Annotated in this window: 20 protein-coding genes; 7 read left to right on the top strand and 13 right to left on the bottom strand. The window is 37.9% G+C overall.

Annotated elements, in window-relative coordinates; translation table 11 throughout:
• Positions 1–19: 19 nt before the first annotated feature.
• The 5 genes from JIV24_RS04405 to JIV24_RS04385 form a co-directional block, all read right to left on the bottom strand.
• Positions 20–1741 (bottom strand): S41 family peptidase, encoded by a 1722-nt coding sequence (locus JIV24_RS04405; protein WP_200463804.1) that lies wholly within the window; start codon positions 1739–1741, stop codon positions 20–22.
• 217 nt (positions 1742–1958) lie between these two features.
• Positions 1959–4313, bottom strand: coding sequence for a penicillin-binding protein 1C (gene pbpC, locus JIV24_RS04400; RefSeq protein WP_200463803.1), 2355 nt, complete (start codon positions 4311–4313; stop codon positions 1959–1961).
• 54 nt (positions 4314–4367) lie between these two features.
• Positions 4368–4676: a TonB-dependent receptor gene (locus tag JIV24_RS04395; RefSeq protein ID WP_200463802.1), complete on the bottom strand. Its 309-nt coding sequence runs from the start codon at positions 4674–4676 to the stop codon at positions 4368–4370.
• A gap of 288 nt (positions 4677–4964) precedes the next feature.
• A complete protein-coding gene (locus JIV24_RS04390; protein ID WP_200463801.1) occupies positions 4965–7742 on the bottom strand; it encodes a TonB-dependent receptor in 2778 nt (925 codons plus the stop codon).
• A gap of 9 nt (positions 7743–7751) precedes the next feature.
• Positions 7752–8486, bottom strand: a complete 735-nt coding sequence (locus tag JIV24_RS04385) for a hypothetical protein (RefSeq protein ID WP_200463800.1) — start codon at positions 8484–8486, stop codon at positions 7752–7754.
• Positions 8487–8652: 166 nt separating this feature from the next.
• Here JIV24_RS04385 and JIV24_RS04380 point away from each other — a divergent pair, with 166 nt between their 5' ends.
• From JIV24_RS04380 to JIV24_RS04360, 5 genes are all read left to right on the top strand, one after another.
• Positions 8653–9855, top strand: coding sequence for a DUF4249 domain-containing protein (locus tag JIV24_RS04380; RefSeq protein WP_200463799.1), 1203 nt, complete (start codon positions 8653–8655; stop codon positions 9853–9855).
• Positions 9856–9865: 10 nt separating this feature from the next.
• Entirely contained in the window at positions 9866–11521 is a 1656-nt protein-coding gene (locus JIV24_RS04375; RefSeq protein WP_200463798.1) for a hypothetical protein, read from the top strand.
• 68 nt (positions 11522–11589) lie between these two features.
• Positions 11590–13161 (top strand): L-aspartate oxidase, encoded by a 1572-nt coding sequence (gene nadB / locus JIV24_RS04370; RefSeq protein ID WP_200463797.1) that lies wholly within the window; start codon positions 11590–11592, stop codon positions 13159–13161.
• Positions 13162–13224: 63 nt separating this feature from the next.
• The gene (locus JIV24_RS04365; RefSeq protein WP_200463796.1) at positions 13225–14487 is read left to right on the top strand and encodes a glycosyltransferase family 4 protein; all 1263 of its coding nucleotides are present in this window, start codon (positions 13225–13227) and stop codon (positions 14485–14487) included.
• Positions 14488–14493: 6 nt separating this feature from the next.
• Positions 14494–15246: a glycosyltransferase family 2 protein gene (locus tag JIV24_RS04360; protein WP_200463795.1), complete on the top strand. Its 753-nt coding sequence runs from the start codon at positions 14494–14496 to the stop codon at positions 15244–15246.
• Here the strand turns inward: JIV24_RS04360 and JIV24_RS04355 are convergent.
• The 8 genes from JIV24_RS04355 to JIV24_RS04320 all read right to left on the bottom strand — a co-directional run bounded on the left by JIV24_RS04355 (position 15243) and on the right by JIV24_RS04320 (position 21603).
• Positions 15243–16292 carry a 3-deoxy-7-phosphoheptulonate synthase gene (locus tag JIV24_RS04355; protein ID WP_200463794.1) on the bottom strand — a complete coding sequence of 350 codons (1050 nt, stop codon included), beginning with the start codon at positions 16290–16292 and terminating at the stop codon, positions 15243–15245. The genes JIV24_RS04360 and JIV24_RS04355 overlap by 4 nt on opposite strands.
• A gap of 114 nt (positions 16293–16406) precedes the next feature.
• A complete protein-coding gene (locus JIV24_RS04350) occupies positions 16407–17426 on the bottom strand; it encodes a branched-chain amino acid aminotransferase (protein WP_200463793.1) in 1020 nt (339 codons plus the stop codon).
• A gap of 110 nt (positions 17427–17536) precedes the next feature.
• Positions 17537–18301: a sulfite exporter TauE/SafE family protein gene (locus JIV24_RS04345; RefSeq protein ID WP_200463792.1), complete on the bottom strand. Its 765-nt coding sequence runs from the start codon at positions 18299–18301 to the stop codon at positions 17537–17539.
• On the bottom strand, positions 18291–18944 hold the full coding sequence (locus JIV24_RS04340) for a TatD family hydrolase (RefSeq protein WP_200463791.1): 654 nt from the start codon (positions 18942–18944) through the stop codon (positions 18291–18293). Before JIV24_RS04340 ends, JIV24_RS04345 begins: the two co-directional genes overlap by 11 nt.
• 33 nt (positions 18945–18977) lie before the next feature.
• Complete coding sequence (locus JIV24_RS04335) at positions 18978–19640, bottom strand: hypothetical protein (RefSeq protein ID WP_200463790.1); 663 nt, start codon at positions 19638–19640, stop codon at positions 18978–18980.
• Complete coding sequence (locus JIV24_RS04330) at positions 19627–20007, bottom strand: GntR family transcriptional regulator (protein ID WP_200463789.1); 381 nt, start codon at positions 20005–20007, stop codon at positions 19627–19629. Before JIV24_RS04330 ends, JIV24_RS04335 begins: the two co-directional genes overlap by 14 nt.
• Positions 20004–20780 carry a hypothetical protein gene (locus tag JIV24_RS04325; RefSeq protein WP_200463788.1) on the bottom strand — a complete coding sequence of 259 codons (777 nt, stop codon included), beginning with the start codon at positions 20778–20780 and terminating at the stop codon, positions 20004–20006. Before JIV24_RS04325 ends, JIV24_RS04330 begins: the two co-directional genes overlap by 4 nt.
• Entirely contained in the window at positions 20773–21603 is an 831-nt protein-coding gene (locus JIV24_RS04320; protein ID WP_200463787.1) for an ABC transporter ATP-binding protein, read from the bottom strand. Before JIV24_RS04320 ends, JIV24_RS04325 begins: the two co-directional genes overlap by 8 nt.
• 209 nt (positions 21604–21812) lie before the next feature.
• On the opposite strand from JIV24_RS04320, the gene JIV24_RS04315 reads away from it, so the two are divergent.
• Both JIV24_RS04315 and JIV24_RS04310 read left to right on the top strand, forming a co-directional pair.
• Positions 21813–23417, top strand: a complete 1605-nt coding sequence (locus tag JIV24_RS04315; RefSeq protein ID WP_200463786.1) for an amidase — start codon at positions 21813–21815, stop codon at positions 23415–23417.
• 4 nt (positions 23418–23421) lie between these two features.
• Positions 23422–23781 (top strand): hypothetical protein, encoded by a 360-nt coding sequence (locus JIV24_RS04310; RefSeq protein WP_200463785.1) that lies wholly within the window; start codon positions 23422–23424, stop codon positions 23779–23781.
• Positions 23782–23802: the final 21 nt, after the last annotated feature.

Raw genomic sequence — 23802 nt, 5'->3', positions numbered from 1 at the left:
ATAGTGTACAATTTTTCAATTAGCTCTTCTTGTCCCTTGAAGGGCGATCGCCTGCATGGCTGGCAACAGTTCCGTCAAGCAAGCCATCATACTGGCCCATATCTTTAAGTAGCTTTTTGGCTTCTTCCAACTCAATATCGTTTTGTAAGCTGGCTTTAATAGCGCCTTTTTGGTAATAGTAACGCTTGGCTATCTCCATTACCATTAACTCCTTAATTTCGTCCTCAAACTGGCGCATATCCTTTTCGACATCCAGCTTTAATATTTCTTCCATAGCCGTGAAGTCTTCTTCTGCTTTTTCATAATAACCTTCACGCTTGGCTGTTTTAACCAATTCCTTCAGTTTTTCTTGTGAAAGTGACTCGTAACGGAAATCTTCTTTAGCCTTTACAAACTCGATAAATTCGTTGTAGTCGCCCTCAGCGATAACGAAATCTTCGGGTGCAGCAATGGTTTTATTTTTTAATACAAATTCAGTGGCATAATCAAAGATCATGCTTTGAACCACCAGGGCAAAGGTAACGTTGGCATACTTTGGCGATTTTATTTTAATATCAGGAGATATGCCACCACCATCAAATACCGAACGGCCATTCAATGTTTTGTATTCTGATATTAACGAATCGGCAACTAAACCAACGGCACCGTCTTCATCGCGGTGTGTATAATCCAAGGCCTGTATACATCGACCCGAAGGAATGTAATATTTAGCTGTGGTTACTTTTAGCTTGGCATTGTAAGACAGGTTTCGGGTTGTTTGTACAAGGCCTTTACCAAACGAGCGTTGTCCAAGAACTACGGCACGGTCCAGGTCTTGCAAAGCACCTGATACAATCTCTGATGCCGAAGCCGAACCACGACTGATTAATACCGCTAAAGGCATTACTGTATCAATTGGCTGACGCATGGCTTTGTAAGTTTTATCCCATTGCTTCACCTTTCCGCGAGTACTCACTACTTCAGAGCCAGATGGAACAAAAAGGTTAACAATCTTTACGGCTTCGTCTAATAAGCCACCCGGGTTAGCGCGTAAATCTAATACAATGCTTTTGGCACCTTGCTTATCACGTAAATCAAGAAATGCTTTTTCAATTTCACGAGAACAATCCTGCGTGAAGTTATTTAACTGGATGATACCGGTTTCATCATTCACCATGCCATAATAAGGCACCGGGTTGATGGAGATTTTTTTACGTTCAAGTTCAATGTTAATGGGCTTTTTCTCACCTGGGCGCTCAACTTTAATTTTTAGGCTTGTATTGGCAGAACCTTTAAGCATATCACTGACGTCGGGCGTGTTTTTCCCAACCATATTTTTTCCATCAATCTCAAGTATTTTATCACCAGCTTTTAGTCCTGCTTCTGCCGCCGGAAAATTCTCATAAGGTTCGGCAATAACCACATGTTCGCCACGCTTTGAAATGAGTGAGCCAATGCCTGCATATTCACCGGTAGTCATAAAACGGAAATCTTCCATATCCGACTCAGGAATATAAGTGGTGTATGGGTCTAATGACTCCAGCATGTTGTTGATGCCATCTGTAATTAGCTTTTCCGGATTGGTTTCATCCACATAATAACTGTTGACTTCGCGAAAAAGGGTATAAAAAATATCGAGGTTTTTAACGACTTCAAAGTTTCGTTTATCATCGTTGAAACTGTATAGTCCCAGGGTCATCACCATTACAAGCGATATGCCTGCTATCCATCTTACTCGGCGGGTTCTCAAAAAGTTGTTCATATTCTGTATTTATTATTTTTACCTGAGTTCGCGGGCGCTTTAGAAAAACTGCTTTCAGCAAAGGCCCAATAAAAAGTGTGGTTGACAAAGTTAATATTTCATACAAAAGTATCAAGTTGTTAGCTCGATGACTAACATGACTTTAACTTATTATTAACCAAATATGATGCCTTAAAGTTCATTTTCATAACAATAGCCCTAAATTATACAACAATGATTAGTGACCTTTACCAAGTCTTTCAAAGCGTCGGCTTACCGAATTACCATCTTCATCAGTAATTATTAGTGTGTGCCAGCCAATATCAGGTATAATTTCCATTTGATGCTGAAAGCTTGTTTCGCCTAAATAAACATTGTTTAGATGCCAAAATAAACGAGCAGAAGCCTTCCTGTGCGTTACTTTGCAGATAATACGGCCAAGCTGTCCATCTATTTCACGGGGAACAAAAAGCTGAGCGTTGGCTTGTGGGTAGATGATGTCGATAGCGTGCTGCTGCTCATGACAACCTTCCATAAATGGTGGAAGTGGCTTATACAAAGGATTTCGTGCCTGATAATACCAAGCCATTACTGGAGGAAGAACAAGCCAGCTGGTATGGTTCATTTGATGCTGTGGGTAGCAATCGGCATTAACCCGGTATTGTTTATCAGCGCTTAAATGCACCAGTTGATGATAAGGACACACTGGCCTGTCATGTTCGACATTTGCTATATAAACGGTATCAATATCAAGGCAATTTTGTGATGATTTATGTCCACTTTGTCTGCAAATAGCGGTGGTTTGCATGTCGTCGTAGGGTGTTTCAAACCATGTTGTTGCGGGTAAAGTACGGTACAACTCGAACATGACTGGTGCCGCTGCACTGCCGCCAATAATTCCTGGTCGTCCTTCGCCGCTGGCATTACCCACCCAAACACCTACAGTATATTCGGGTGTGACACCTATGGCCCAGGCATCTCTAAAGCCAAAACTGGTGCCCGTTTTCCAAGCAATATTCCTCCCTGAAGAGAAGTTTTTCCAGCCGGTTTCTTCTTCGGGACGTTGTACATTGGTTAAGGCTTCAAAAGTGTGGTAAACAGATGCTGCGCTTAAAACTGATGGCTGGAAGCTAAGCTTATCTCGATGTTTATTACCTGACTGAGTCAGTTGTGCACTACGAATATCAGTAGCATTGTATTGAGCCGATTGTTTCGTATAAGTCGTGAGGCAACGAGCCATGGATGAATAAACCGATGACAACTCATATAAACTGGTCTCGGCACCACCCAGAATCAAAGATAACCCGTAGTGAGAGGCGGGTTTGTTAATGCTGGTTATGCCCAGTTTTCGAAGTAATGCATGAAATTTATCTGTACCATAATCGTCTTGCAAACGTACAAAAGGCACATTGAGTGAGCGCGAAAGTGCCATGTGGGCCGGTACAGCACCATCAAATTGTTTCGTATAATTTTTGGGTGAAAAATCACTGTAGTAGGTTGGTATATCGGCCAATAGCATTTCAGGAAGTATTAATCCATTGTCGATAGCTGATGCATACAAAAATGGCTTGAGTGTACTGCCGGTACTTCTTTGTGCCTGGATAATATCAACATCGTGTCCATGCCCATGGGTGTTAAAAGATGAATTACCAGTGTAGGCAAGAACATCCCCGGAGTGGTTATTAATGATGATGGCTGCCAGGTTATGGATTTCATTATGACGATATATACTGTAGAAATTCTCAACAATCTGATTGCTTCTTTCCTGCAATGGTTTACTAAGCGTTGAATGATGAGAATTGTGTGAATTGTTTTGGTTTAAAGTGTTGAGCAGGTGAGGGGCGATATTGGGCAGTGGCAATGGATTATCGGGTAATGGTTCGGCACAGCCCAGGTAGTGTTCAGTTGAATCAATAATACTTTTATTCAGAAGTTTATTCAGCAAAAAGTTTCGCTTTTGCAACAAAGCATCACGATTGCGACCAGGATGAATCAGTGCCGGAGCATTGGGTAATACAGCCAGTAATGCTGATTCGCTCCATGATAATTCATAGGCTGAACGGCCAAAGTAACGCCACGCAGCTGCTTCAATACCTACCACATTACCGCCAAAAGGTGCATGGGTCGAGTAGATTAACAAAATCTCATCCTTTGAGTATCGCCATTCTAAACGACTGGCCTGGATGGTTTCAACGAGTTTGTTCCAAATGGTTCGTTGCCGTTTAAAAGCGAGGCGTATCACTTGCATCGAAAGGGTGCTGCCACCGCTTTTTATCTTTCCTGATGATACGTTTTGATAGCTGGCTCTTACCAATGAAATTGGATTAAAACCCGGGTGGTATCGAAAATACTCATCTTCGAAATGGATGATGGCTTGTTCAAATTTATGCGGCACCGAGTCTATGGCCTCAAAGTGCCACTGACCATCATCAGCAATATGAGCTGAAAGGAGTTCACCATTGCGCGATTGAAGTTTAGAAGAGTAAGGCGTATCGAATAGTTGACTGGGCAGGCAGAAATAGTATGCGATGAACAATACTATCAGAATTATCCAAAACATCTTCTTTTTGCCACGCAGATGAGCCATTTTCATGGCTATCAAAATTATAAAACCTGTCAGGTTTAGCAAGCCTGACAGGTTTAAAGTTTACAATTTTGCCACCAGTGTAAAAATTATATTTCTTCCTGGTGCATTAATGGCATCACTTGTTCCTTTTACCGAACGAGTTAAGTGTTCATAATAAGTTTCGTCTAATAAATTATTAGCAGCGAAATTTAGTTCAAGGTGCCTATTAAATGCATAGTTGAGCGAAACATCCACAAGAGAAAAGGCTGGTGTTGCTGTTTCACCGAAACTTTCGGCAATTCGATCTTGCATTAACACGTGGCGCAAGTTTAATTCGGGGCGGAGTTTGCCATTGAGGTAATGCCCGCTTAGTAAATATCGAAAATCCATTGGTGGAATTTGATTTTAATTTGTCTTGCTTATTTTGTTGCTCCATCTGCTTTTTAAGCTGGCAACAACCCTGGCACGAATTATCTTCTACCTCTTTTTGTACACAAAGATTCTCAGCAATATACTGTTGGTTAAGCTTAAAAACCAATAGCGTATACGAATCACTCAGGGAGGCGACGATACTGGCTAGCGACAACAATATGATGAGACTGTTTTTCAAAAAAAATGGATGTGCTTTGTGGTAATAACAAGGGCACATCCGTATTGTTTTAATCGAATGATGATCGTTTAGAAATCATCCTTGGCATTGCCTAAGAATTTAAAATTATAGGTGACGGTAAATATTGGCTGGCCAAATATCGACATCTTATAGCCCTGTACTTTCTCGCCTTCAGTCCTGAAGAAAATGTTGTAGGCATTTTGACGTCCGAGCACATTGTAAACAGCAAATGTCCATGAACTATGATTTAGTTTTTTAGCCACCAAATTGCCATTGATGGTTGTTGCCACATCCAAACGGATGTAATCTGGCATACGCATTGAATTACGTTCGGAATAGTAGACTTTATCAGTTCCACCAAAATTGTAATACGCAACTGGTGCTGTAAACGGTCGGCCAGTGCTGTAAAAGAAGTTAGATGAGATATTCATCCGACGGCTGAATTTATAATTGGCAACAAACTTAAAATCGTGTGGTTTGTCGTAATTAGCCGGAAAGTAATCACCATTATTGATTTGTTCTTCGTCAAACTCGCTATCAATTTTATGAAGAATACGCGAATAGGTATAGTTGACCCAACCTGTTAATTTACCACGTTTTTTCTGCACCATCAGTTCAACACCATAAGCTTTACCTTTACCATTTAGCACATCTGTTTCAAGGTGCTCGTTCATCACCAATTTAGCACCACCTTTGTAATCAATAATATTGTCCAGCTTTTTGTAATATGTTTCGATGGATGCTTCTATGCTATTGTTGCGCATTTTTTTGTAGAATCCGATAGAGTACTGATCGCCATGTTGAGGTTTCAGGTATTTGTCACTTAGTTTCCAAATGTCGGTAGGCGCCATTGCTGCTGTATTGGATATCATCTGTATGTACTGATACATGCGGTTATATCCTAATTTAAGAGAGCTGGTTCCGCTCAAGCGAATATTGGACGAAAGGCGAAACTCTGGCCCTGAATAAAACGAGATACCACCATTTCCGTGATGCGTTGTGTCAACTATGTTATCGACCGATCGGGGTAAGCCACTTTGATAATTATATTGTGTTTTAGGACCAAAGTTACTATACATCGAATAGCGTAATCCGGCTGATAACGACATAAAATGGCTTAGTTCGAATTCATCACTGATGTATAAAGCAGCTTCGAGGGCCTGCTCTTTTTCTAATTCTTTGTAAGCAATAAGTGATTCGGTGGATGAAGGTGTTTGTTTGCCTGGTGATAAATCGTACCAGGTGGCATTTAAACCAAAGTCAATTTTATGGTTGGTGCCTGATATATATGAGAAATCGGATTTGAAACTGTATTGATTGAGCTGGTAATCAATCTTGTGCAACAGGCTGGAGTCAGTTCGTGATTCGTTGGTGTAATCGTAATTACTAACAATGCCCGAGAAGGTTGAAAACAATTTGGGGCTAAATATGTGTTTCCATTTAACGGTGGATGCTAATGTGTTGTATTCAAAAGCATCTTCGGTGTAATAATCAAAATCATCATGACTGTAATATCCTGAAAGATATAAGCTGTTTTTTTCGTCGATATCCCAGGAAAAACTTCCTTGCAAATCATGAAAATTGGCAGAACTGTTTTTAAGTTTAGGATCATCAAGAAGTTTTAATACCCAATCGGAGTAGGTGGTTCGTGCTGCCAAAATAAATGAGCTCTTGTCCTTTTTAATTGGCGATTCAATCGTTAAGCGTCCTGATACCGGACTGATACCACCATTTAGTTTAGTTTGTTTGCGATTACCTTCTTTAACCGTTAAATCCATCACTGACGACACTCTACCGCCGTATTTAGCTGGGATGCCACTTTTGTACAGCTTAATATCTTTTATAATGTCGGCGTTAAAGCCTGAGAAGAAACCAAAGAAATGTGACGTATTAATGATTGGTGCATCATTTAATAATATAAGGTTTTGGTCGGTACTTCCACCGCGCACGTTAAAACCATTGGAGGCTTCCCCAACACTTTGAACACCGGGCAATAAGAGCGTTGTTTTAATCACATCAGCTTCACCCATTCCTAAGGGTAATTGCTTTAACGTTTTCATTGAAATTTGATCCATTCCCATTCTCAGGTTACGAACAGGATCTTCTGACTTGGCCGTAATGGTCACTTCCTTTAATGAAGTTGGTTTGCTTTTGAGGTCAACATCTAGCGAACCATCAGAGTGGATAACTACATTTCGATAAGTTGTTTTCATGCCCACCGAGCGGTATTCTATTTTGTAACGACCTTTAGGTATTGAAAAAGAATAGTGTCCATAAAGATTAGTAACAGTTCCATTTTTTAAATCGTCAATATAAATAACTGTACCAACTAAAGGCTCTCCATTTTCCACATCAATCACTTTTCCACTTAAGGTAGCCGTTTGTGTATTAGGGTTTTTAGCTTGATTACCAATGGTAAAGACCATGTATTCTTTACTAATAGTATTTGTCTCTAATGACTCTTTTTTAGGTGCTTCGTAAATAACTGAATCAACTTTTATGGCTTTTTTGTCATTGATATAACTGGAAAACAATTCAGCATAGTTGGTTTTCACTTTATAAGCTTTGGTAAATACCACATTGGTGTTGTCAATAATGGTGTATTCCAGTTGGCTCATTTTCGATAACCAATCAATGGCCTTTAGAATTGGCAATTGTTTGTAATCACTTTTTAAAATTAGTGTGTCTGTCCAGTTAGGTGAATAATAAAATTGGTAATCAGAACGACTTTCAATATCTAAAATGATATCATTAAAAGATAGCGAATCGTTATGGTTAATGATATTTTGACTTAATGCGCTTATAAAAACAGGCATAAGTAGAACTGCTACAATCAAACGTTTCATGGGAGCGGGTTAGAGGGTGTCGATGTATTTGATAAGGTTTTTGAGTTGCTTGTTATTCATCTTTTTGTATGAGTAGTTAATGGATTTGATTTTACGCCTTATTTTTTTCTTATCATCTGGAAACAAAGCCAATAAACGTCTTTTGGCACTGATGTTATGAAAATAATGATTGATAAATAAGAGTCGCTTGGTTTGATAGGTGTAGGTTTTAACAGAATTGTTTATACCTGTTGTTACAAAGTGCCTTATAAGTAGTGAGCTATTATCGGATTGATGAATTTGTTGATAAAAGCCAGATGACAGACCAAGTTTTTCATATTGTTCTTTGAAATTAGTGAGCGTATAACTTTCTTCCTCGAAATGAATTGTGAAAGAATCTATGGCCGATTTTTTTAACTGAATATACCCTCCTGCAAACTTAAAAAAGTTTGGATTAACAATGAGTTCATCCTTATTGATATCGTATATTATTCTTTTATCAGTAAACTCTCTGCCATCAATAAAAATACTACCGCTACCCTGGCTTGAGTTTAGATATGGATTTTCGTTATCAGGATGGTGATAGGGTTTATATTCTCGGCCGTTAATGTAGTCCAACTCATTGCTAAAAGTATTGTTATGTATATCAATTGCCGAAAGTGTATCAGATGAAAAAGGAGTAGATTTGATACTTTGTGCAATTGCCGATTGGGTACTAAAACAGCAAAAAATACCAAAAGGTAAAAATAGGAGAAGGGCTTTCATAAAGGGGTAGATTAAAGTTGTATGACAACAAAAATATAAAAAGCCTTCAATTGTTGAACTTTTATCGTTAAAAATCAATCATTTCATTTCTTAATTGTTAGAATTTGATATTTTTTTTGCAGTTTTGAATATAGTTTAAATAACCACAACTTAATCCTACTCCCTCATGAATGGAAAAATAACATCCTTTTTCCTTGTGCTAATTTGCTTTACGTCATGTCTCGAACCTTATGATGTTAACATTACTGATTACGAAGATTTATTAGTTGTTGATGCACTCATAACTGACGAGCAAATAAATCATCGTGTATACCTTTCTCGTTCTATTCCCAATTTGGATGAAATACCACAGCGAGAATCAAATGCTTTGGTAATTATTACCGATCAAAATAATGAGGAGGAGGTATTAACGGAAATTGAACCAGGTGTTTACGAAACAGATAAGGAACAGTTCGTTCCCATAATAGGAGGCACCTATACATTAACAATTAGAACTTCTCGAGGCATCGTTTATCAGTCAACTCCTTGTACTTTGTTGCCTAAAATTGATATAGATAATGTCAGTTTTAAGGCTGGTAAGGAATGGAATAGTGATGAAACAATGGAGTTACAAGGGCTTAATATATTAGTGGATGGTGTGGCAAGTGAAGGCAATTATTTACGATGGTTGTATGAAGAAGACTGGCAATTTAAAACGCCATTTCCAACACGTATGGCCTACGATTTTGAAATTGATGATTGGGTTTATATAACACCTATAAATCATACCTGCTGGAAGGAAGATGCAGCAAATTCGGTGGTTATACATTCATTTGCAAACCAAAATGCAGCAACTATAAAGGATAAGAAAGTGTGTTTTGTGCCTTCAAAAGAGACGGATAAGTTAACGGTCAGATATAGTATTTTGGTTAAGCAATTATGTATTTCTAAAGAAGAATATGAATTCTGGAATAAACTAAAAGTTACCACTGATGATGTTGGCGATGTGTTTGGTGTTCAGCCATTTTCTATCGTAGGAAATATTAAAAATATAAATGACGATAAAGAACCTGTTCTTGGTTATTTTCAAACCGGCAGTGTGGATAGTGAACGAATCTATATTGATCGGTCGGATGTAACTAATTTAGGTTTGCCAGTGTTTTCAAGGTATTACAATTGTAGTGTTGATTCATTTAAATATGAAGATTTCCCAGACCAGACACCGCTTGAAATATACAATAAATTTGTTCTGTCTGGAGTGTATAACCTTAATGATGCAATATACGATGAAGATACCGGAGCCATGGTGGGTTTCCTGCTTGCTCGACCAATTTGTTCAGACTGTACTTTAACCGGAACATCTGAAAAACCTGATTTTTGGGAAGATTAACTAAACTTTTATGAAAAAATTACTTGCTTTATTCACTTGCTTTTTATTGATATCTTCAATAAGAGGGCAAGAAACAGTGGTGCTAACAACCGACCGTGATATCTATATTGGAGGCGAAAGCATGTGGTTAAAAATCACCAATATTACAACATCAACTAATCAAATTTCACCAGTTAGCAAGCTTGCTTATATTGAGCTGTTAAACAGGAATAATGAACCAGTAATTCAAGAAAAAGTTTACTTTAACAATGGTGTGGCCTCCACTCAAATATTAATACCAGATACCATATCAACAGATAACTACATGCTAAGGGCATACACACAATGGATGACCAATGCCTCTGCACATAATTATGCACAAGATATTATATCAGTTATCAATCCCTTTGCAGGTAATTCATTACCCAATATTGCTGAGAAGAAGGTTGTCAAGCAATCAGATAATGAATCATTAAAGCTTGATTTGAAAGGTCTTCAAAGTGCTTATGAAAAAAGGCAAAGGGTGACAATGGCATTGTGTTTCGAGGATTTAAACTGGAATCATTATTCGGTGTCTGTAGTGAAATCATGTCTTTACAAGCCAGAAAACAATAATGATGCTAATATAGTAAACTCTAAATTAAGCTTGGAGCATACAAAAATGCCCGAACATAAAGGAGAATTAATAACAGGAACGATAACAAGTTTTGATTCGGGAGAACCTGTTGTTGATGAGAAAATGATGATAAGTTTTGTTGGGCCTAACCCAATAATTGATTTTTCATTGACCGATTCTTTAGGACAATTCGCATTTGAAGTGAATCGATTTGGACAACAGGAAATGGTTATCCAGCCCTATTCGACTGATACAACTAAACTTAACTATAAGATAAATTTAGAAGAAAAGTATTCTTCCGATTTACGACATTCCGAAATTCCTGATTTGTTGCTTGATTCATTGAGTGTTAAGGAAATAAACAGGGCGATAATTAATATGCAAATTAACACCATTTACTCATCGCACTTACCAGAGAGTGTAAAGGCTGACTCGATAGAAAATATAGAATCTTTCTATGGAATTCCGGAGAACCAGATAGTTATTGATAAGTATATTGAGTTGGCTACGATGGAAGAAGTCATTCGCGAGATTGTGCCTTTTGTTAGTTTAAGAAAAACAAAGGGTGAATATAGTGTAAAGGTTTATGAAGAGAAGTCATTATACCCAAGAGATGGTAAAGTTATGACTTTTGTAGATGGCGTACCCATTAATGATGTAGATCGGATTCTTAATATTTCCCCTGAATACATGGAAAAAATCGAAGTCATTAATTTGAATTATTATTACAAGGATGAGAATTTAGGGCGCTTAGTCATGTTTTATACATGGAATGGCGATATGGGAAATATGGACTTTGATAAGCGAATCTTCCGACAAGTGCATCAAGGCTACCTGCTGAACCATACATTCATCAGCCCTGATTATTCAAATGAAGAACTGCTTCATTCACGTTTAGCTGATTACCGTAATGTATTGTTCTTTGGTTCATTTGAAAAGAATAAAAATGAGGGCCAGGAAAGTATTGAGTTTTACACGGGTGACGATGCCGGTGAATACGTGGTAGTCGTAACGGGAATTAATGAAATGGGGAAAAAAGAAGTTATGACAAAAAGCTTTGTAGTCGAATAGCACTTAAATTCGTATCAAAAGATCTCTAATTCTTTCTACATTTGTACACTTGTACAAAGATTTTTCCAATGAGAAGAGAATTTGATTTTTTAGTGATTGGCTCTGGTATTGCCGGATTGAGTTATGCACTAAAAGTAGCCAAATATGGTTCGGTAGCTGTAGTTAGTAAAACAGAGTTAAAAGAAACTAATACAGCTTACGCACAGGGAGGTATTTCTTCCGTAACATATGCACCTGATTCTTTCGAGAAGCATGTAAATGATACTTTAATTGCGGGTGATGGTTTATGTGACATTGAGGCTGTTAAAAAGGTTGTTGAGGAAGCACCAGAGCAGATTCAGCAATTGCTTAATTGGGGGACAAACTTTGATAAGAATGACGATGGTAAATTCGATTTGCATCGCGAAGGTGGTCATTCAGAGTACCGTATATTACATCATAAAGATAACACCGGAGCTGAAATTCAACGAGCTTTAATCGATGAGGTAAAGAATCATTCATCCATTTCGGTTTTTGAAAATCATTTTGCGGTAGATATTATCACGCAGCATCATCTGGGAAAGGTGACTGAGCCTTGGATGCGCGATATTGAGTGTTATGGGGCTTATATACTCAACAAGGATAATGGAAAGATTGAAACCTACCTGGCCAAAACAACAATGATGGCTACCGGTGGAATTGGAAGTGTGTATCAAACCACTACAAACCCCCTAATAGCTACAGGCGATGGTGTAGCCATGGTGTTTAGAGCTAAAGGCATTATTGAGAATATGGAATTTGTCCAGTTTCATCCAACGGCTTTGTATAATTTGTCGGAGCGACCGTCGTTTCTGATTACAGAAGCCATGCGAGGATATGGCGGAATCTTGCGTCGTCAAAATGGCGAAGAGTTTATGCAAAAATATGATGAGCGCGGTTGTTTGGCACCTCGTGATATCGTGGCCCGCGCCATTGATAATGAACTTAAAAACAGGGGTGAAGAGTTTGTGTATTTAGATGTGACCCATAAGGACGCTAAAGAAACCAAACAGCATTTCCCAAACATTTACAAAAAATGCCTTTCGTTGGGCATTGATATTACAACAGATATGATTCCGGTGGTACCTGCCGCTCATTATTTGTGTGGCGGTATTAAGGTGGATTTAAACGGGCGTAGCTCAATTTCCAACCTTTATGCTGCTGGCGAATGTGCGTCAACCGGGTTACATGGTGCTAATAGGTTGGCAAGTAATTCATTGATAGAGGCTTTAGTGTTTTCAAATGCAGCGGCAATTGATGCGGTAGAAAAAATAAACAATACGGTATATAACCATCGGATACCTGATTGGAATGACGAAGGAACATCGCACCCTGAGGAAATGATCTTGATAACACAATCCAACAAGGAAGTGCAGCAGATAATGAGCAAATATGTTGGTATTGTTCGTTCTAAAATCCGTCTCAATCGCGCTTATGATCGACTCGAAGTAATATATCGTGAAACAGAAGCATTGTATCAGGATTCAAAAGTATCAGAGAAGATTTGTCATTTGCGTAATAAAATAAATGTTGGTTATCTGATAATTAAGATGGCACGAAAGCGTAAAGAAAGCCGTGGATTACATTTTAATATTGATTTTCCTCATAAGTTGGAAGATTAATCAATGCCTTGGCAATTTTAACAGAATGATTACTTTTATAGCTGGACAAATCTCGAAGCTAAATTGAAAATCCTACAGATCAATAAAACTGATGCAGGCGGTGGTGCTGCAGTGGCGGCAAACCGATTAAACAGGGCATTGCGCCGTAATGGTGTTGAATCAAAGCTTCTGGTACAGGATTTACATAGCAATGAGGAAGGTGTTTATCCTGTGGATAACAGTTATTTGTTTCGAAAAAAAGCATTCGCTCGCTTTGCATGGGAACGTCTTACATTCTTACCTTATGAGCGAAATGCTTCAGTTCGCTTTGCCTTTTCACCAGCTAATACAGGTATTGATATTACACAACATCCGTTGGTACTAGAGGCCGATATTATTCACTTGCACTGGATAAATCAGGGTTTTTTGTCAATTGAAACCTTAGGTAAACTCTTAAAATGCGGCAAGCCCATTGTTTGGACTCAACATGATATGTGGAGTTTTACAGGCGGTTGCCATTATGCAGGTACTTGTTTAGAGTTTTTGGAGTTTTGTTCGTATTGCCCATTTTTACGTAAATCTGGCAAGAAGGATTTATCGGCCAGGATATTTGCTCAAAAGCGAAAAATATATAACGAATCACCTTTAAGTATCGTTGCATGTAGTAAGTGGTTACGTACACTATCTCAGGAAAGTAAATTATTGCGACGGAAAGATTTTTATAATATTCCAAATCCAATAGATACCGGTTTTTACGAACCTCGTAATAAGCAAGAAGCTCGAAAACGCTTGGGCTTGCCTGAGGATAAGCGCTTGGTATTATTTGGTGCGGCTAATGTCAATGATCCGCGAAAAGGAATGCGTTATTTTATTGAGGCATTAAATATTTTAGCTGAGAATTTCCCTGTTGTTAAAGATAATACCGAGTTGGTGGTTTTTGGTAAGATGAATGCAGAAACACAGAAGCTGTTTCCGTTTAAAACCAATTCATTTAAGTTTGTTTCCGATCCTGATGTGTTAGTGGATTTATACAGTGCAGCAGATAATTATGTGTTACCATCGCTGCAGGATAATTTACCCAATACCGTTATGGAGTCATTGGCTTGTGGTACACCTATCGTTGGGTTTAGTATTGGCGGTGTGCCGGAAATGATAACTCACAAAGAATCAGGTTACCTTGCGGAAGTCAAGAATTCATTGAGTTTGGCCACAGGTATTTATGAAACTTTATTTGTAAGTAATCTGGAGCAATTGAGTAAAAATGCGCGTCAAAAAGCTATTGATTGTTACTCTGAAGAAGTGGTGGCTAATCAGTACAAAGCTGTTTATGAATCACTTTTAAAGTAGTAATTTATGAAGATGCCTGTTATGTCCATTGTTACAATTGTTTATAATGGTATTGAAACTCTTCAAAAAACAATTGATAGTATAGCAAATCAATCCTACTCTGCTATTGAATATATTATTATTGATGGTGCTTCAAGTGATGGAACCATTAATTTAATTAAAGATAATGAAGCTTCAGTATCAAAGTGGATTAGCGAACCTGATAATGGTTTGTATGATGCCATGAATAAGGGGCTTAAAATGGCAAGTGGCGATTATGTGTGGTTTATAAATTCGGGTGATGAGATTTACAACCGGATGAGTATTGAGCACATGGTGAATGGCTTTAACGATAATTGGCCTGATGTAATATATGGCGATACTGTGATGATTGACTCTGAAGGTCATGAAATAGGAGGCAGGCGCCTGCAACCACCGAAAGACCTAAGCTGGAAGGATTTTAAAAACGGTATGTTAGTTAGTCATCAATCGATATTGGTGTCAACAAAAATAGCGAAGCTATATAATACGAAATACCGTTTCTCGGCAGATTTTGAATGGTGTTTGCAAGCTCTAATGGAAGCTCAATTGATTCACAATACGAATCAAACGCTTTCACGCTTTTTAGATGGTGGATTAACCAAGCAAAACATCATTCCGGGGCTAAGGGAGCGATTTGATATAATGCGTCGTTATTTTGGCTTATTTCCTACAATAATAAAGCATGTGCCAATTGGATTGCGATTTGTGTCTTATGTGCTAAAAAATAAACGATTTTAGGCTTTTAATTTCTCTCGAAGTTCTCTCAATAGTTTTTCTGTCTCATCCCAGCCAATGCATTCATCGGTAATAGAAACGCCATATTTAAGACTTGAAGTGTCGCTTGTAAGTTTCTGACAGCCAAATTCTAAATTGCTTTCAATCATCACGCCCATAATCGATTCGTTTCCTTCTGAAATTTGTTGGGCCAAATCATCTAAAACAAGAGATTGATTGGCTGCTTTTTTAGCGCTGTTGGCGTGGCTGCAATCGATCATGATTCTTGGTTCAAGGCCCGATTTTCGTAGATCTGCCTCGTATTCAGCAATATGTTTTGATGAGTAATTAGGCTCTTTTCCTCCCCGAAGAATAATGTGTGAATTTGGGTTTCCTTTGGTTTTAACAACGGCTACTTTTCCTTCAGGATTAATGCTAACGAAGTTATGAGGAGCAGCAACAGAAGCACGCGCATTGATTGCAATATCGATGCTTCCTTTTGTGCCGTTTTTAAAGCCAACAACGGAAGATAATCCACTGGCCATGTTGCGGTGGCTTTGCGATTCGGTTGTTCGGGCGCCGATTGCTGTCCAGGAAAATAAATCCTGAATGTATTGGGGTGTCACAATGTCTAAAGCCTCGCCGGCAGCAGGTAATCCTAATTCGGCCACGTGCAGCAATAACTCGCGAGCCAATTTTAGACCGTCTTCGACTTTGCAGGAATCATCTAAGTATGGATCATTGATTAAGCCTTGCCAGCCAACAGTTGTTCGTGGCTTTTCAAAATACACACGCATGACTAAATAAATTGTATCGCTTACTTCGTTGGCCAATTTCTTTAACTTTTGGGCATAAGCTTTGGCAGCATCAATATCATGGATAGAGCATGGTCCGACCACAACCAGTAAGCGTTTGTCTTTTTTATGGAGAATCCGTTTAACAGCGTTTTGGCCATCTAAAACAGTTTTAGTGGCGACATCTGATAATGGGAATTGCTTTTTTAATTCATCAGGTGTGATAATTGTCTCTTCAGCAATTATATTGAGGTTTTCTATTCTTAAGTCTGTCATGGTTGTATAATGTTGCTCAAAGGTAAACAGATTATCTGAAGTTTGTGTTTAGAAATCGAGCACAAAAAAAAACCGCAACTATCGAGCTGCGGTTTTATATCGTGATAGTTAAAATTACTCAACTATAGTTACCCAACCATGAGTATCAGGCTCATCACCATATTGAATGGCTCTAAGTTTATTGTATAGCTTTTCTGAAACCTCACCTGGTTTGCCGTCTTTGCTAAATACAAATGAGTTACTATCTTCAACATCATCAATCTGACCAATAGGGCTGATAACTGCAGCTGTTCCGCAAGCTCCGGCTTCAGCAAATGTGCTTAGTTCGTCATATGGTATTGGGCGACGTTCAACAGTCATGCCCATGTCTTCGGCCAATTGGCAAAGGCTCATATTGGTAATGGATGGTAGAATCGAATCTGACTTTGGAGTAACGTAAGTATTATCTTTAATACCAAAGAAATTGGCAGGTCCGCACTCATCGATGTATTTCTTTTCTTTACTATCAAGAAATAGTACTGCTGAATAACCTTTTTCGTGAGCTTCGTAGCCTGCACGTAAGCTGGCAGCATAGTTTCCACCTACTTTGATGTTTCCGGTTCCTAATGGAGCGGCACGGTCATATTTACGAGAAATCATCATGTTGGTTGGTTTGAATCCTTCTTTGAAATACGGTCCAACAGGCATTACAAATACCATGAATAAATACTCATCGGTAGGAGCAACTCCTATTTTTGCACCAGTACCAACTAACAGTGGGCGAATGTATAAAGAGGCACCTGATTCATATGGAGGAACAAAACGTTTGTTTAACTCAACAGCTTTTAAAACAGCATTAACGAAGATGTCTTCAGGGATTTCAGCCATCATAGTACCAACAGCGGAATTGTACATGCGTTTTGCATTTTCTTCAATGCGGAAAAGGCGTGTTTTTCCATCCTGACCTTTGAATGCCTTTAATCCTTCAAAAGCTTCCTGACCATAGTGTAAACCTGTAGCAGCCATGTGGATACTTACCTGATCAGACGAATGAACTTCAAGCTCACCCCATTTGCCATCGCGGTAATAACATCTAACGTTGTAGTCTGTCTTCATGTAGCTGAAAGACAAATCGCTCCAATTGATATCGTTCATTTCAATATGATTTAACTAGTGTAATTTTTCTATATCTGGTGGTAAAGGTACAATAATCAACTTATAATTTAAATGACAAAAAGCATCTCGTTAAGGTATTTTGCAGCTGGCTATTTGATAAACAGCAGGATAGCTGATAACAATATGATAGTGAAGATGAGATAACGATAAGGTTTCTCAGGAATATAACTTACTATTTTTTTACCAACAAAGGCACCGGATACAAGTACCGGAAATAAAAGCAGATTAAGATGAATGGTTTGCCAGTTGATAGTTTGCCAGCTAATTATGTGTAAAGGTATTTTGCTCGAATTTAAAATCAAATAAAACCACGCCCCTGTTCCAATATAGGTTTCTTTAGGCAAGCGTATTGATAACAAATATAGGTTGAAAATAGGGCCTGCCGCATTACCAATCATTGTTGCAAAGCCACCCATAACACCAAGAGAGCTGCTAAAAAACTTTGAATCTGAAACATTTCGTTTGCTTTTAAGTTCGTTGTATAGCAATAAGGCAAGGCAAATAAGAATGGCAATGCCCATCGTTTGTTTAAACTGTGCATCATTTATGTTTTTACCAACAAAAACAGCTATAATAATGCCAATAAAAGCCCATGGAAGAAGCTTTATTATAAGTTTAATTTTCCCGCTTTTATAATAAAATCGTACAGCCATTAAATCGCCCATTAATAGAAAAGGAAGCAGAATTCCAACGGATGCCTTTCCTCCATATAAATGAGCTAAAAGAGGAATGACAAACATGGCCATGCCTTTTAATCCGCTTTTAGAAACGCCAACGCAAAAGGCGCAAACAACGGTGATGGTCCATGTTGTCCAGTCGGTATTTAGAGGATTGATAAAGTTTTCAATTGACATTGAATAAGCGCTTAAAATTATCTTGAATAACCTTCTTTAATTGAGGTGTTTCAAGCTTTAATAATTCTGATGCTTTTTCATAAATGGAGATGATGCTTAGCTGAGGATCATCATCGGTTTCCAAAAATAGTCTATTATGAGGAATAAATAGTAAGGATTGGCTGGCTTTTGAATTGCTTTTTAATAATGCTTTGCCTAATGAGAAGTAAAAACCTTGCCTTAGAGCTTGTTCCATGGTTTCCCTGGAGGCATTAAATCCATGAAATATCCATGCTTGTTTCGGGCGTAGGTCTTTGCGTAGTTTAATAATTTCGGAGTAGGCTTTGACACAATGTATGATAATTGGAAGTTTTAGTTTCTCCGATAGCTTTATGTGTTGTATGAAAACCTCTTGCTGAATAGTTAAATCCGGTCCTTTGGACTTATCTAATCCGCACTCGCCAATGGCTAATACTTTTGGGTGTTGAGCCCATTTTTCAAGTACATGAATCGAATGGTCATCCTTAATATCCCAGGGGTGAATTCCGATTGAGTGAAATTGATTTAGATTGGTACTTTCAGGATATAACGAAGCATGCATGTTAATTATCTCTTTAACATGCATGCTTTCGCTGGGATGATGAGTATGTAAATTAATGTACATTAATAGACCGAGGCTTTTTAAGCAACCAAAGTATCAATATACATTAAATTTTGATGTAGTGTCACATTCTACCACCAACGATTTCACAGACTGTAGCGTTACTCTGGAGTTGTTGTTGGCACTAAGTGTAATGCTTTGGATGTCTTTATTGACTATCACATTCGAATTGTTAACGTCCATGATGAGTTGGTAGATGTTATCGGCTGAAATAGTGGTGCTTGATTTTTCAATTGATTTAAGCTGGATGTTTTTTACTGAGCTTTTTCGATTTAAAAAACAGCGTCCATTATTTTGATTGCAGATCTTGATACTATCTTGCGTTAAATCAAGCGTAATTGTTCCGCCTTTGTTAATGATCTCAGTAATATTGTTTGTTTCAAAAGTGCATTCAATGTTGTGTTTATCCAATTGTGAAGGTTCTACTATGAGCGTGTCACCTTTTATATGAAAGATTGGATTGTTCAGTGAGTCTGCACTGTATGAATATTTTACTTTGTTTGTGTTACTAGATTGTATGCGAACGCTTGCTCCATTTATAACTTTAACAATGCTAAAATCAGGCAGTTTTTCTGTTTTTGTTTTGCTCTGGATAGAGTTCCCTTTGTACTTTTTATTATTAATTGTTATTAAAAAAGAGAGTAACCCAAGACAAATAACCGATAGAAAAGCTATTAAAATAATTTTACTTGTTTTCATCTTCATTCTCTTTTAATTGGTTAAATAATGGCTCCAGTTCAGTTTTTGTAATGCGCAATAATTTAACTTGTTGTAAGAAACCAGGAAGTATATCTTTGGTAAACTCCTCTTTGCGCATCTCACGAATTGTATCAGGAGCATCCTTGGTTACAAAGTAGCCTATGCCTCTTCGATTTTCTACTATGTTGCTATGTTGTAATTCTAAAAAAGTTCTCATAATTGTATTTTGGTTAACGCCTAGTTGAGAGGCTAGTTGTCTTACTGATTGCACTTTATCTTCTGGTGCAAGTTCTCCTAATAGAATGCGCTCACATATGCTGTCAGCTATCTGTTGAAAGATGCCTTTGTTGCTTTTAAACTCCATCATGCTATCTCTTTTTCTTTCACTTTAAAAAAGGCATAGGCCCAAGTGGTGGTTAATAATACTATTTCAAGTCCTAGTAGGCAGTGTATGGCTGATTCCTTGTTTTCAATTATTGCAAACCAAGGCATTTTTCCGTTCTGATATATATCAGCCCATTCAATTATGATGTAGAAATAAAAGATTATAACACTTGCAACAATACCAATAGCAACAAGTGTTTTGATTAGAGGTTGCTTTTTAAATACTGTTGCACCAGCGAATAATACAGATTGGTGTATAAGTGCTGATAGTATAATACTTGGAATTGCGATCCTTAAATCATCATGATTTATTTGGCCTAAAATTGTTGATAGGCTAAATGATTCAATTTTAAGTGCCGGGTTATGCCATTGGGCTAATTCGCTTGCTAAATGGGAGCTGATGTAAAAAATAGTTGGCAAAACTATCCATGGGGCTAATATTCTGATAATTATATTCAAAGTGAACTTTTCAGCCACTGAACATGGTAAAAGAAGGTAGTCAAAGGTCTTTTCCTTGGTTCTGAATGCCGGGAAAGCATAAGCTGCAAAGGGTAGTGCAATGACCGTATTAAGGATGATAAAAAACGGGAGCCATTCAAGGGTTTCGATAGAGCTATTGTTAAATGTAAATAATAGCAAAATTGCGGTGTAAACAATAAAAATTGAAGACAAAGCTAAGACTAAATTCTTACCTGATAATTGGTATTGTTGTTTAATCAGCTTTCCGAATCTATTGATGTTAAATATGTTATTCATGATTAGGTTTTTCATTGTTAAACTTCACACCATCATTAATGGCATTAAATAATAGCTCGATATCTACCTCGGATGTTTCACCATCACTTGGGGTAAGTACTTTGTATCCCATTGGATTAAGTTCGCTGTATAATGTATGTTCCGGAAGATGACTGACTATTTTAAAGTTGTATCTCTCAGACAGGTTGATGATGGATTCATCAAAGATTATCTGTCCATTGTCAATCAATAAAATTTTGTCAATAAGCGTTTCAACATCTTTTACCTGGTGAGTTGATATTATAACAGTTTGGTCATCCTCTAGCGCGCCAGCTACCATTTGGCGGAATATGGCTTTTGAAGGAATGTCTAGGCCATTTGTTGGTTCGTCGAGAACTATTAGTTGGCATTTGGAGGCCAAGGCAAAGGCAATTCTGAATTTCTTCTTTTGGCCATGGCTCATTTTTGACAGGTTTTTATTCTCATCTAACTCAAATTGCTTAATTAATTCGTTAAACAAGGCTTTGTCGAAGCGAGGATAAAAAGAAGCATAACCATTGACATAGCTGTGCATTTTTACCGAAGGCATAATAAATTCTTCGGGCACAAAGTATATCTGCTCAAGTAATACGGGCGCATGATTAATCGGATTTAGTCCGTTTATATCAATCTGGCCAGATTTTGGTGTTAATAGTCCGCTTATAAGTTGAAGTAAAGTGGTTTTGCCAGCACCGTTTTTACCTAATAAACCAATGATTTGTCCGGTTCTCTCATTTAGGGAGAGTTCGTTAAAGAGTGGCTTTTGTTTTTTATAAGCAAAACTAAGGTTATTGATTGTTATCATTACGAGTTGTTTTACTGTTATAGTGAAATAGTACACTACAAATGTAAATGGTTTTTTTAGAATTCCAAATGTTATGATGAATTTTTTTAGTTGAGAATGAGTCTATTGTGATCAGCGTTTGATTTTATATAATGAATCGTAGGGGCTGCTTTGTTCGTTAGGAACTAATTGTTACTTTAAAGCAATATTTTAAAAAAAATCTACTCAATATGAAACGTCGTGATTTCCTTCAAAGTTCTGTGTTAGTGGGGCTGGGACTAAGTGTAACAGCCTGCAATAATGCCAATAAAACGGGTTCTGAAAACCCACCTTTTATTGATGACTTTGAACTCTCTGAGATAACTGTTGCTGAGCTACAGCAAAAATTGAAATCAGGTGAGTTATCGTCGCAACAGATTGTTCAATTGTATTTGAAACGAATAGAAGCGATTGATAAATCAGGACCTAAGGTTAATTCTATTATTGAAGTAAACAAAGAGGCTTTATTAATTGCTAAAGTGCTCGATGATGAACGGAAATCTGGCAAAGTAAGAGGCCCATTGCATGGGATTCCTGTTGTTATTAAAGATAATATTGACACAGCTGATGCCATGGTGACTTCAGCCGGTTCTTTGGCTTTGACCAATCATCGGGCTAAGAAAGATGCTTTTATTGTTACTAAATTGCGTGAAGCCGGGGCGATAATTCTGGCAAAAACTAATCTGAGCGAGTGGGCTAATTTTCGTTCAAGCAATTCAAGTAGTGGCTGGAGTAGCAGGGGTGGTCAAACACGAAACCCCTATGTGCTTGATCGCACACCTTGTGGTTCATCATCAGGTTCTGCTGTTGCTGTTTCAGCTAACCTGACGCCTTTGGCTATTGGTACTGAAACAGATGGTTCAATCGTTTGCCCGTCAGGAATTAATGGAGTGGTTGGAATTAAGCCAACAGTTGGCCTCTTATCTCGCTCAGGAATTATCCCAATTTCTGAAAGTCAGGATACAGCAGGTCCAATGGCTCGAACAGTGACTGATGCTGCGCTGTTACTAACGGCTCTAACTGGTATTGATGCAGCTGATGATAAAACGAAACATCAACCATCAGAACCAGCAGTGTATTTAAATTTTGATGATACGGTTTTGGAAGGAGCTTGCATTGGTTATTTGAGTGAAAGTTCAGCTTTTGATAAACGTGTTTCACTTATTGTTGATGAGGTGGTTGATGTCTTGAAGAAAAAAGGAGCTGATGTTGTCGAAGTAGCTGTTTCAGATGAAACGAAAGGCTTGTGGAAATACGAATGGACGGTGTTGATTTGTGAGTTTAAAGATGGTTTGGAAAAGTATCTTCAGTCGCATCCTGAGTGTGGATTTAATACCCTTGCTGAATTAATTGAATTCAATAAAAAGAATACTGAAAAGATAATGCCATGGTTTGAACAAGAGATATTTGAAGCTGCTAATGAAACTGATGCTTTAAATGATGAAAAATATAAAGAGGCTAAAGCGAAGTGTATAGAGCTATCGCGTAAGCAAGGGATTGATAAGTTGATTGATGAGCATAAGCTGGATGCACTAATGGCTCCAACGAATGGTCCGGCGTGGAGTATTGATTATGTCAATGGTGACAATTTCGGAGGCGGAAGTTCACAGTTAGCTGCTATTTCAGGCTATCCGAGTATTACTGTTCCAGCGGGAAATATAAAAGGTTTACCAATTGGTGTTTCATTCTTTGGTAAGCCCTGGACCGAGAGTCGCTTAATACAAATTGCACATTTGTATGAGAAAGTTAGTCAGAAGAGGTTGAAGCCGGATTTTGTCAATAGTTTGATACAGTGATTTAATGGATGTAATTGGTTTAATTTTAATGGCATTGTGCCTGATTCCGGCCTGGATAGGCAGGAAGAGAATTCAGTTTTTATTTTGCCCTTCAGAGGTCATTGGTTTTCATAAGAAGAATCAATATTTCGGTCTTTATAGCCTATTGCCTTCGTTAATAATTGCAGGATTCTTAATTGCTTACGTAAGAGAGTTTATAAGAGAAATCGAATACCTCAAGGAATATGAGAACTTGTCCATTGTCATTGGACTTGTGGTTTTTACTGCATTGCTTTATGTATCTGGGCTTGTTGCGAATTTTATAGTGTACTACTCCGATGAGCGATATCGAAAATGGATTGATCAAAAAAAAGGAGATGACTAAATAGCCATCTCCTTAGGGTTG

Source organism: Carboxylicivirga marina (assembly GCF_016612505.1).
In the GTDB taxonomy this organism is placed as follows: Bacteria; Bacteroidota; Bacteroidia; order Bacteroidales; family Marinilabiliaceae; genus Carboxylicivirga; species Carboxylicivirga marina.
This window is presented reverse-complemented; position numbering and strand designations above follow the sequence as displayed.